This is a genomic window from Flavobacterium sp., assembly GCF_044368995.1.
Taxonomy (GTDB): Bacteria; Bacteroidota; Bacteroidia; order Flavobacteriales; family Flavobacteriaceae; genus Flavobacterium.
In genome coordinates, this window is the sequence record NZ_JBIPMS010000047.1 from 1 (window position 1) to 11,614 (window position 11,614).

The 11,614-nt window shown below is 32.1% G+C and carries 10 protein-coding genes; 7 read left to right on the forward strand and 3 right to left on the reverse strand.

The features are described from left to right. Positions 1-744, reverse strand: a 744-nt coding sequence (locus ACIQ2I_RS04955; RefSeq protein ID WP_396181325.1) for a DedA family protein, incomplete at its 3' end; no start/stop codon positions are given. A 32-nt stretch (positions 745-776) separates the two neighbouring features. Then, positions 777-2,030, reverse strand: coding sequence for a dicarboxylate/amino acid:cation symporter (locus ACIQ2I_RS04960; RefSeq protein WP_396181327.1), 1,254 nt, complete (start codon positions 2,028-2,030; stop codon positions 777-779). A 285-nt stretch (positions 2,031-2,315) separates the two neighbouring features. Between ACIQ2I_RS04960 and ACIQ2I_RS04965 the strand changes: the two genes are divergently transcribed. Then, positions 2,316-3,524 (forward strand): NAD(P)/FAD-dependent oxidoreductase, encoded by a 1,209-nt coding sequence (locus tag ACIQ2I_RS04965; RefSeq protein ID WP_396181328.1) that lies wholly within the window; start codon positions 2,316-2,318, stop codon positions 3,522-3,524. On the opposite strand, the gene ACIQ2I_RS04970 is transcribed toward ACIQ2I_RS04965, so the two are convergent. Beyond that, a complete protein-coding gene (locus ACIQ2I_RS04970) occupies positions 3,521-3,994 on the reverse strand; it encodes a TspO/MBR family protein (RefSeq protein WP_396181329.1) in 474 nt (157 codons plus the stop codon). The two genes, ACIQ2I_RS04965 and ACIQ2I_RS04970, sit on opposite strands and share 4 nt — an antisense overlap. Before the next feature lie 91 nt (positions 3,995-4,085). On the opposite strand from ACIQ2I_RS04970, the gene mvaD reads away from it, so the two are divergent. The 6 genes from mvaD to dnaE all read left to right on the forward strand — a co-directional run. Beyond that, complete coding sequence (gene mvaD / locus ACIQ2I_RS04975) at positions 4,086-5,171, forward strand: diphosphomevalonate decarboxylase (RefSeq protein WP_396181330.1); 1,086 nt, start codon at positions 4,086-4,088, stop codon at positions 5,169-5,171. 57 nt (positions 5,172-5,228) lie between these two features. Continuing rightward, positions 5,229-6,167 carry a mevalonate kinase gene (locus ACIQ2I_RS04980; protein ID WP_396181331.1) on the forward strand — a complete coding sequence of 313 codons (939 nt, stop codon included), beginning with the start codon at positions 5,229-5,231 and terminating at the stop codon, positions 6,165-6,167. A 79-nt stretch (positions 6,168-6,246) separates the two neighbouring features. Further along, positions 6,247-7,167 carry a geranylgeranylglycerol-phosphate geranylgeranyltransferase gene (locus ACIQ2I_RS04985; RefSeq protein ID WP_396181332.1) on the forward strand — a complete coding sequence of 307 codons (921 nt, stop codon included), beginning with the start codon at positions 6,247-6,249 and terminating at the stop codon, positions 7,165-7,167. Between the two features lie 69 nt (positions 7,168-7,236). Further along, on the forward strand, positions 7,237-8,112 hold the full coding sequence (locus ACIQ2I_RS04990; RefSeq protein ID WP_396181333.1) for a pseudouridine synthase: 876 nt from the start codon (positions 7,237-7,239) through the stop codon (positions 8,110-8,112). 96 nt (positions 8,113-8,208) lie between these two features. Beyond that, on the forward strand, positions 8,209-8,901 hold the full coding sequence (locus ACIQ2I_RS04995; protein WP_396181334.1) for a DUF6252 family protein: 693 nt from the start codon (positions 8,209-8,211) through the stop codon (positions 8,899-8,901). A 173-nt stretch (positions 8,902-9,074) separates the two neighbouring features. Further along, positions 9,075-11,614, forward strand: a 2,540-nt coding sequence (gene dnaE / locus ACIQ2I_RS05000; protein ID WP_396181335.1) for a DNA polymerase III subunit alpha, incomplete at its 3' end; no start/stop codon positions are given.

An 11,614-nucleotide genomic window follows, 5' to 3' on the forward strand; every position in this document is an offset into this window, starting at 1 on the left:
TTTCCCGAATTTTCTTGCTTTAATGGCTTTCATTACTAAAGGAAATGTAGTTACAGCTACTAAAATTAGTATGATTTTTTCGATATGATGTTTTAAATCAATGTCAAATTTTTCTAAAAATAAGCCGTATAAATAATGCCCCGCATACACCAAAATAAACGACCATAAAATAGAACTTATAATATTATACAACATGAATTTGCTTTTTTTCATGTGTACAATTCCAGCAATAATAGGGACAAAAGTTCTTACAATGGGTAAAAATCTTGCAAAAACTATGGCAACGCCACCATGCTTTTGAAAGAAACTTTCGGAGTGGTCTAGGTATTTTCTCTTAAAGAAAAAACCATCCTTTTTTTGATATAAATTTTTCCCGTAAACAGATCCAAACCAATAACCAAAAATATTACCAATTATTCCAGAAAGTGCAATCAATGTCGCTATCACAAAAACTGGCGAATAACCTGGAGGTAAAAAAGTTAAAGGTTTCGCCAAAGCTTCACAATAAATTCCAGATAAAAACAACAAACTATCACCAGGAAGAAAAAATCCTATAAACAAACCAGTTTCGGCAAATACAATAAATAAAACCATGTAAATTCCGATTGGAACGCCACCTAATTCTAAGTTAATGTAAAATTCTGGATTAAAAAGTTTGGTCCAATTAAATTCAGAGTCAATTTCTTGGACTTGTATGAATAGGTTGGATATGCTGTTTTTTAGTAGGTCTACGATGAATTTCATGGGGTTCAATTTTTATTTTTTAGCGAAAATCATTACTTAATTCCAATTTCTTGTGCGGCTTCGTGTTTAGATTCCCATTTGTCAATAGCTGCTGTTGAAAGCGCGTTTCCTAACACATTGGTCATACTTCTGGCCATATCGCAAAAATGGTCAATTGGCAAAATTAAAGCAATTCCTTCTGGCGGAATACCGAACATAGCACAAGTAGCAACTACTACAATTAATGAAGCTCTAGGTACTCCCGCTACGCCTTTACTTGTTAACATTAAAACTAAAAGCATGGTAAGTTGTTCAGGTAAACTCATTTCTATACCATACACTTGCGCGATGAAAATACTGGCAAAAGTCATGTACATCATACTTCCGTCAAGGTTGAAAGAATAACCCAGTGGCAATGTGAAAGACACAATTTTTGGTTGGCACCCAAAACGCTCTAATTCTTCTACCATTTTTGGAAAAACAGCTTCAGAACTTGTAGTAGAAAAGGCAATTAATAACGGACTTTTAATGCGTTGCAACAACACAAATAATCGTTTTCCTAAAATGATATAACCAACAGTTAATAGGATTAACCAAAGTAATAGTATTCCAATTAAAAATGCACCTAAATATTTCGCGTAAAGGGTAAACACCTCAAAACCGTGTTTGGCAATAGCACTTGCCACAGCACCTAAAACGCCTAAAGGAGCCGTCCACATAATAAAAGTAACCATTTTTAAAATCACATGCGAAACGGAATCTAATAATTTAATTATAGGTTTGGCTTCTTTTTTACTAAATGCCGCTAAAGCCACACCAAATAAGATAGAAAAAATCACAATTTGTAAGATTTCGTTGGTGGCTAATGCTTCAAATAAACTTTTTGGGATAACATGTTTTACAAATTCTTCTAATGAAAATCCTTTTGAGTTTTCTAACAATTCAGAAGCACTCGAGGCGTCATCTAATTTAATTGTGGTGCCTTTTCCAGGTTCGAAAAAATTGACTAAAACCATTCCCAACAACAAGGAAATTAAGGAAGCAGAAATAAACCAAGCCATGGCTTTTCCGCCTACTCGTCCTACCATTTTCATATCGCCCATTTTGGCAATTCCAACCACTAAAGTTGAAAATACTAAGGGTGCAATTATCATTTGAACCAATCGAATGAAAATGGTTCCAAGTAATTTTATATTTTTTGAGAAGGTATCAATAGCTTCAGGAAACTGGTAATGTACCAAGCCTCCTAAGGCAATACCAATAACCAATGAAATGATGATTAATAGGAATAGTTTGTTGTTTTTCATTTTTCATTTTTATTTTAGACCGTGAAAATAGTTATATTTTTTCAAAAAAGTGCTACTTTTAACCTCGTTTTAAGTTTTATCCGCATCAAAAAAAATATTTTTCTCATTTTCAGTGTACTAAGTGGGAGCTCAAATGCGGAAGAAATTACAACGTTAAAAAAGTTATGGCAATTAGCCAATTAAAAAAATAATTTCAGACCTGACAGGTTTCAAAAACCTGTCAGGTCTGAAAAATTAACCAGTAACTATTCCTCCCTTTAATAAGGATTATAATAAAAACTTCAAATGCAACAATTCAACATCATAATCATAGGCGGTGGCGCAGCCGGTTTCTTTGCAGCTATTAACATTGCAGAGAAAAATCCGCAACTTAGTGTAGCCATTCTCGAAAGAGGAAAAGAATGCTTAACTAAGGTTAAAATTTCTGGTGGTGGACGTTGCAATGTTACGCATGCGTGTTTTGTCCCGAACGATTTAGTTAAGTTTTATCCGCGCGGTGAAAGAGAATTAAAAGGGCCATTTTCGCAATTTTGTTCTGGCGATACGATAGATTGGTTTGAGAAAAGAGGTATCGAATTAAAAATTGAAGAAGACGGAAGAATGTTTCCAATTACTAATGATTCTCAAACGATAATTGATTGTTTTGAAAAAGATGTCAAGAAATTTGGCATAAAAGTATTCACTTCACAAAGCGTGCAATCTTTATATTTTAACAAGGACGAACAATGGAAAATGGAGACCCAACACGATGTTTTTGTTGCAGATAAAATTGTAATCGCCACAGGAAGCAATCCTAAAATTTGGGAAATGATGCATGAAATGGGACATGAAATTGTATCACCCGTTCCGTCATTATTTACTTTCAATATTACCGATAAAAGAATTAAAGATTTAATGGGACTTTCGGCGCAAGCCAGTATCAAAATAAAAAATTCCAAATTAGCGTCTTCAGGCCCACTTTTAATTACTCACTGGGGACTTTCAGGACCAGGGATTTTAAGACTTTCTTCATGGGGTGCCAGAGAATTATTTGATAAAAAATATTGTTTCGCTTTGTTAGTCAATTGGTTAGATGAGGTGTCTTTTGAGGAAGCCATCGACCAATTAAAAGCAATTAGAGAAACAAATAATAAGAAACTAATTGGCAAGTTTTGTCCGTTTGATTTTCCAAAACGATTGTGGGAAAATATTGTAACCGCTTCAGACATTGCTTTAGATTATAAATGGGCTGAAGTGACGAATAAGCAAATTAATAGTTTGGCCAATCAGTTGACACAAGCTGAATTTCAGGTAAACGGGAAAAGCACGTTTAAAGAAGAATTTGTAACCGCAGGCGGCATCGATTTAAAAGAAATTAATTTTAAAACGATGCAAAGTAAAATTTTACCAAAAGTCTTTTTCGCTGGTGAAGTGGTAAATATTGATGCCATTACTGGTGGCTTCAATTTTCAAAATGCTTGGACAAGCGGATTTATCGTTGCTGAAAATATTTAGTTTAAATAAAAAATACTTAAAGTCAAAAGCGAGGCAAAACTAACCCAAGCTATATAAGGTATAAATAATTTTGCAGCTGAGGTATGAATTGGTTTGAATAATTTGTAACATTCAATCAAAACTAGCAATAATAAAATCACTTCTATTGAAGCTAATACTAGATTTTGTAAACCAAAAAATAAATAAGACCATAACGCATTTAATCCCAATTGAAGAATAAAATATTGTAGTGCTACTTTAACTTCTTTTTGTTTGTTTTCAATTTCATTCCAAATTAATCCTGCTGCAATTCCCATAAAAATGTAAAGTAACGTCCAAACGGGTGCAAAAATCCAATTGGGCGGATTAAACACTGGTTTTATAAGTGTAGGATACCAAGTGGTTATAGACGATTGTGTTATTTTTCCTGAGAAAAAGCCTACGGTTAAGCAAATAATTATGCAATACGATATTCTTAAATACTTTTTCATCTTGATAATTTTATTCAAAGATATTTAAAACTTCTGACTTCTGACAACTAAGTTTTGACTTCCTTTTCTATCTTTGTAAAAAATAATTTTTATGTATTCTGATTTAGACTTTATTCTTTCAAATTATCACTCAATAGATACGGCATCTTTTTCGTGGAGTGCGCCAAGTAATATTGCTTTGGTAAAATATTGGGGAAAAAAAGAAAACGGCGATCAAATTCCTGCCAATCCGTCGATTAGTTTTACCTTGAAAAATTGTAAAACTATTACATCAGTTACGATTTCTTCTAAAGTTGAAAAAGATAGTTTTTCATTCGATTTGTTATTTGAAGGCCAACCAAAAGAAGATTTTAAACCAAAAATTCAAAAGTTTTTTGAAAGAATTTATTTGTATTGTCCGTATTTGAAAGAATACCATTTTACAATTGACACCCAAAACACCTTTCCGCATAGTTCAGGAATAGCTTCTTCTGCTTCGGGTATGGCAGCACTTTCCATGAATATTATGAGTTTAGAAAAGATGTTAAAACCCGAAATTTCCGAGGCTTATTTTTATGCAAAAGCTTCTTTTTTAGCACGATTAGGTTCAGGAAGTGCTTGTAGAAGTATAATTGGAAACGTAGTGTCTTGGGGAAAAAATGAAACCATAAAAAATAGCTCCGACTTATTTGGAGTTGCATTTGAAAATATACATCAGAATTTTCACAATTTTCAAGACACAATTTTGTTAGTTGATAAAGGTGAAAAACAAGTTTCGAGTACCGTTGGACATAATTTAATGCACAACCACCCTTTTGCCGAACAACGTTTTGACCAAGCACATCATAATATTGCTAAAATTGTTACGTTATTAGAAACTGGAAATGTAACGGAATTTATGAGTTTGGTAGAAAGTGAAGCTTTAACTTTACACGCTATGATGATGACGTCGATGCCTTATTTTATTTTAATGAAACCCAATACATTAGAAATTATTAATAAAATTTGGAAGTTCAGAAGCGATACACAAACTCCGATTTGTTTTACGTTAGATGCGGGTGCTAATGTACATGTTTTGTATCCCTATAATTCTAAAGAAAAAATATTGCAATTTATTCAGCACGAATTAGTTGGCTATTGTCAAAATGGTCAGTATATTTGTGATGAAATTGGAAATGGTGCACAAGATTTGAAATAAATTTATATCTTTACTAAAATATCTGATTACTAAATACTGTAAACTGAACACTAAATTATGAAAGGACCACTTTTTTACTCAAAAATATTACTTTTCGGAGAATACGGAATCATTGAAGATTCTAAAGGACTTTCAATACCCTATAATTTTTACAAAGGTGCGCTGAAGTCAGATGAAAATCCGACAGAAGAAACCAAAAAATCTAACCTAAATTTAGTAAAGTTTGTTGCTTATTTGAAACAATTGCAAACAGAACAACCAACTTTGATAACGTTTAATATTGAGTTGTTACAAAATGATGTAAATAAAGGAATGTATTTTGATTCTAGTATTCCGCAAGGATACGGAGTAGGAAGTAGCGGTGCTTTAGTAGCGGCTATTTACGATAAATATGCAACGAATAAAATTACCGTTTTAGAAAACTTAACTAGAGAAAAATTATTACAATTAAAAGCGATTTTTTCTAATATGGAATCGTTTTTCCACGGTAAAAGCTCTGGTTTAGATCCATTAAATAGTTATTTAAGTTTGCCAATTCTTATCAATTCTAAAAATAATATTGAAGCGGCTGGAATTCCAAGTCAATCAGCAAGCGGAAAAGGCGCAGTTTTCTTGTTAGATTCAGGAATTGTTGGAGAAACGGCTCCAATGGTAAATATTTTCATGGAAAATTTAAAAGACCAAGGTTTTAGAAGTATGCTAAAATCCCAGTTTATAAAATATACCGATTCTTGTGTAGAAAACTTCCTACAAGGTGATATGAAAGCGTTATTTGAAAACACTAAAGAATTATCAAAAGTGGTTTTAAATAATTTCAAACCGATGATTCCAGAACAATTTCACCAAATATGGCAAAACGGAATTGAAACCAACGATTATTATTTAAAATTATGTGGTTCTGGTGGTGGTGGCTATATTTTAGGTTTTACTCAAGATTTTGAAAAAGCTAAAAAGTCTTTAAAAGATTATAAATTAGAAATGGTTTATCAATTTTAAAATAGGAATAAGGAAAAGGGTATGAGGTTTAAGGAGAAAAACCCAACACCCAACACCCAACACCAAAACCTTATACAAGATGCTAAGCCGCAACTCTAAAATAATACTAACCAAAATTTTCAGTTTCTTTTCAGTGGTTCGTGGTTATAACGTATTTGTAATTGCGCTTGCTCAATATTTATCCGCTATTTTTATCTTAGCTCCAGAAAAAAGAGCGTTAGATGTTATTTTAGATTGGAGATTGTTCCTTTTAGTAATTGCATCTACTTTTGCTATTGCTTCGGGTTACATTATTAATAATTTTTACGATGCCAAAAAAGACATCATCAATCGTCCTAAAAAATCCTATTTGGACAGATTGGTAAGTCAAAAAACCCAATTGCAAGTTTATTTTACGTTAAATTTCTTTTCCGCTTTATTTGGTTTTATGATTTCTTGGCGAGCGGCTTTGTTTTATTCCGTCTATATTTTTGCCATTTGGTTGTATTCGCATAAGCTTAAAAAAATATTTTTCATTGGAAATATTTTCGCTTCTTTATTAGCTGTTTTGCCTTTTTTCGGAATTTTATTGTATTTCAAAAACTTTTATCAAGTAATTTTTGCTCATGCTTCATTTTTATTTCTAATCATACTAATTCGTGAAATGATTAAAGATTTAGAAAATATTGAAGGCGATTTATCTAATAATTATCAGACTATTCCTGTTAATTTCGGAGAAAATTTCGCTAAAAAAGTTATTTCATTATTGTTATTATGTACTATCGTTCCTGTATATTTTCTTATTAATGTGTTTGATGTAGGCTATATGGATAGTTACTTTTATTTAAGTTATATTTTACTGCTGATTTTTGTTTTAAAATTATGGAAGTCGGAAGGGAAAGTAGATTATATAAAACTTCATTTCTTACTAAAAATTATACTTTTATCAGGTGTAATCTGTATTGTTTTAATTAAACCTACCGTAATTGAAAATGTACAAAAATTACTGCTATTTCAATAAGCACTACATACAATTTCATACTTATTACTTCTCACTTAAAATCACTATCTTTGCAAAAAAAATAAAAGCATGAGAAAATCGTCAGGAGCTAAAAGAAGCGGTAAAGTTTCGGAAAGTAAAAAACCAGATTTTAAGAAAAACGAATCAGGAAAATCTTTTTCTTCAGAAAAAAAACCTGCTCCAAAGTTCAGTAGAACCGACAAGCCGAATCAACAAGTAGTAAAAATAAAATCTGATAAAGATGAAATCAGATTAAATAAATATGTTGCGAATTCAGGAGTTTGTAGCCGTAGAGATGCCGACATTTATATTCAAAGCGGAAATGTGAAGGTAAACGGTGAAGTAGTCACAGAAATGGGACATAAAGTAAAACTTTCCGATGTAGTTAATTTTGATGGCGTGAACATTACACCTGAGAAAAAAGAATACATACTTTTAAACAAACCTAAGAATTTTTCTACAGAGAAGAATGACCAAGGTGCAAACAACGTGTTGCAACTAATTAAATCCCCTTCAAATGTTAGATTAGAGCCTATTGGAAGAATGGATAAAACCACTACGGGATTATTATTGTTTACAAATGACCCGGACCTGGTTAGAAAATTTACAACGCCAAATCAACGTTCCTCTAAAATCTATCAAGTTTCGTTAGATAAAAATTTAAAATACGAAGATTTAGAAAAAATTCAAAGTGGTGTCACTATTGAAGGACATAAAGTATTTGTAGAAGAAGTTACATTTATTGACGGTGAAGCCAAAAGTGAAATTGGTGTAAAAATGAAAACGTCAAATGTAAAAGTGGTACGAAATATTTTCGAACACTTAAAATACAACGTAATTAAATTAGATAGAGTAGTATTTGCAGGACTAACCAAAAAGAATTTACCAAGAGGGAATTGGAGAGTTTTAACTGAACAAGAAGTCGTTAATTTAAAAAATAACTAAAAAAAAGCCTTTATAAAAGCCTTTTTTTTATATCAAATACCAATCAGATTAAAAAATAAAATATATATTTGTAATCCATATTTAATAAATGTATTGATGAAAAAAATAGTCCAGATTCTTGCCCTTGTTTTAGTAATGACATCGTGTGAAAATGATATTAAAACTAATTTACCTGCATTTTTAGGTGAAAAAGACAATATTTCATGGCGTGCTTCAGATACAAAAGTAACCGCAAATCCAAGCGGATCCATTACTATAAATGCATATAAAGACAATGAATTAGTTACTTTAACAGTTCCAAATTCAGTAGGCATTCATTATCTAGGAACTACAAATCAAGGTGTAAATGCTACGTATTCTTATAGCAATCAGCAATCATTATTATACTATGAAACCGCAATAATTGAAGGCCCAGTTTTTAAATTACAAGGTGTAACAATTCCTGGTACTGGATACGCTGCATTAAATGGAAATAATGTAACTACTACAGGGGGTTCAGGAAATGGGTTAACGTTAAAAATTCAAACCAATAGTTCAGGAGCGGTTACAGGCGCTACTATTGTAAGTCGAGGAATTGGTTATGAACCAGGTGATCTCATAACGCTTAATGGTGGTAATGGCAATGCTAAAGTTACCGTTTTAAATGTATCAAAAAGCAATGGCGAAGTTGTTGTTGAAAAAATTGAAGGCAATCTGTATTCTGGAACGTTCAAATTTAATGTAGTTGACGAACAAGGAACAGTGATAAATTTTAATAAAGGAATTTTTTATAAAGTACCAATTTTATAATTTTTTTTAACTTATATTATTAATAACCACTTCATTTAGGAGTGGTTTTTTGTTTTTGTTAATAACTAAAATTGCCATAAAAAAAGATAAATTGTATTTTTGAAATCTTTCACTTTTTTAAAATGTTTGCTAGTTTTGAGATTTGGAATTTATTAATTTGGAATTTTTAATTTATGTATTTAATCTTCGATACCGAAACCACAGGTTTACCCAAAAGTTGGTCTGCTCCAATCACAGACACTAACAATTGGCCTCGTTGTGTGCAAATTGCTTGGCAATTACATGACGATATGGGAAACCTTATCGAACACCAAGATTATTTAATTAAACCAGAAGGCTATAATATTCCTTTCGATGCGGAAAGAATTCACGGAATTTCAACAGAATTAGCCAATCAAGATGGTTTTGGTTTAAGCGAAATCCTTGGAAAATTTAATATCGCTTTATCAAAAGCCAACTATATTGTAGGACAAAATGTAGGTTTTGATGTAAATATCATGGGTTGCGAATTTCATCGATTTGGAATAGCTACCGATTTAACGAAAATACCTATTTTAGATACTTGTACAGAAACTACAGCGTTATTATTAAAATTACCTGGTGGTCGTGGCGGAAAATTTAAATTACCCACTTTAACAGAATTACACGAATATTTATTTAACGAAAAATTTGCAGAAGCCCATAATGCTACTGCCGATGTGGAAGCTACAACACGTTGTTTTTTAGAATTAGTAAAACGCGGAAATTTTAATTTCAAAGAATTGCCCGTTTCTGAGGACTATTACACAACTTTTAGAACTAACAATCCAGAGGTACAACCAATCGGATTAAAACACGTTAATTTAAAACAGGCTTCAGCAACTTTAAGAGAAAAATTACAACAACAACTTCCAAAAGACATTGAAATTTTACCAGAAAAATTGGAAGATATTTCAGATGTTGCTTTTGCACATTTGCACAATCACTCTCAGTTTTCGATATTACAATCTACCATTTCTATTCCTAATTTAATTGAAAACACTGTAAAGCAAAAAATGCCGGCAGTAGCTCTTACCGATATCGGCAATATGATGGGTGCTTTTCAATTTGTTAGTGGCATTTTAAATCATAATAAAACAGCCGAAGCTAAAAATAAAGAGTTAGTTGAAGCAGGCGAACAACCAACAGAAACAATCATTAAACCAATAGTTGGATGCGAATTTTTCGTATGTAACAATCATAAAGATAAATCAAATAAAGACAACGGATATCAAATCGTTTTTTTAGCTAAAAACAAAAACGGGTATCATAATTTAGCCAAATTATCTTCAAAAGCTTATACGGATGGTTTTTATTATGTGCCTCGTATCGATAAAGAATTAATCAAAGAATATAAAGAAGATATTATTGTTTTAACGGGAAGTTTATACGGTGAAATACCAAATAAAATCCTGAATCTTGGAGAAAATCAAGCAGAAGAAGCCTTGTTTTGGTGGAAAGAACAATTTGGCGACGATTTGTATATCGAATTAATGAATCACAATCAAGAGGATGAAAAAGCGGTAAATAATACGCTAATTCAGTTTTCTAAAAAGCATAATGTAAAGCTAATTGCAACAAACAATACTTTTTACATTAATAAAGAAGATGCCAACGCGCACGATATTTTATTATGTGTGAAAGAGGGTGAAAAACAAGCTACACCGATTGGTCGTGGACGTGGATACCGATACGGATTGCCCAATCAGGAATATTATTTCAAATCTACAAACGAAATGAAAAAATTGTTTCCGCAATCTTCGGAGGCCATAAGTAATATTCAAGAGATTGTAGATAAAATAGAAATATATTCGCTTTCGCGAGATGTATTACTGCCAAAATTTGATATTCCTTTAGAATTTCACGATGCTGAAGACACAAAAGATAAAGGCGTTCGGGGTGAAAATGCCTTCTTGCGACATTTAACCTACGAAGGCGCCAAAAAACGCTACGGTGAAATAAGTGATGAAATAAAAGAACGAATCGATTTTGAACTTTCAACTATTAGTAATTCAGGTTATCCGGGCTATTTTTTAATTGTACAAGATTTTATTGCTGAAGCCAGAAAAATGGACGTTTCTGTTGGTCCAGGCAGGGGTTCTGCAGCGGGTTCAGTAGTAGCGTATTGCTTGTGGATAACCAATATTGATCCATTGTTATATAATTTGCTTTTCGAGCGTTTCTTAAATCCAGATCGTGTGTCGATGCCTGATATTGATATTGATTTTGATGACGAAGGCCGCAGTAAAGTAATGGATTATGTTATTAAAAAATATGGTTCCAATCAGGTTGCTCAAATTATTACGTATGGAAAAATGGCTACGAAATCAGCAATTCGTGATACAGCTAGAGTTTTAGATTTGCCATTATTCGAAGCAGATAGAATTGCAAAATTAATACCAGCAATGATGCCTGGAAAATGGAATTTAGCCCGTTTCCTTTCTGAAAAAGAAGAGGATGTCAGAAAAGCCGTTCGTTCAGATGAATTTGACCGAGTAAAAGAATTAATTCAAATTGCCAATCAAGGCGCACTTTCAGGAGAAACTATTCAACAAGCAAAAATATTAGAAGGTTCTCTTCGAAACACAGGAATTCATGCTTGTGGAGTAATTATTACTCCAGATGACATTACCAATTTCGTACCCGTAACCACTGCAAAAGATTCAGATTTGTATGTTACACAATTTGATAATGC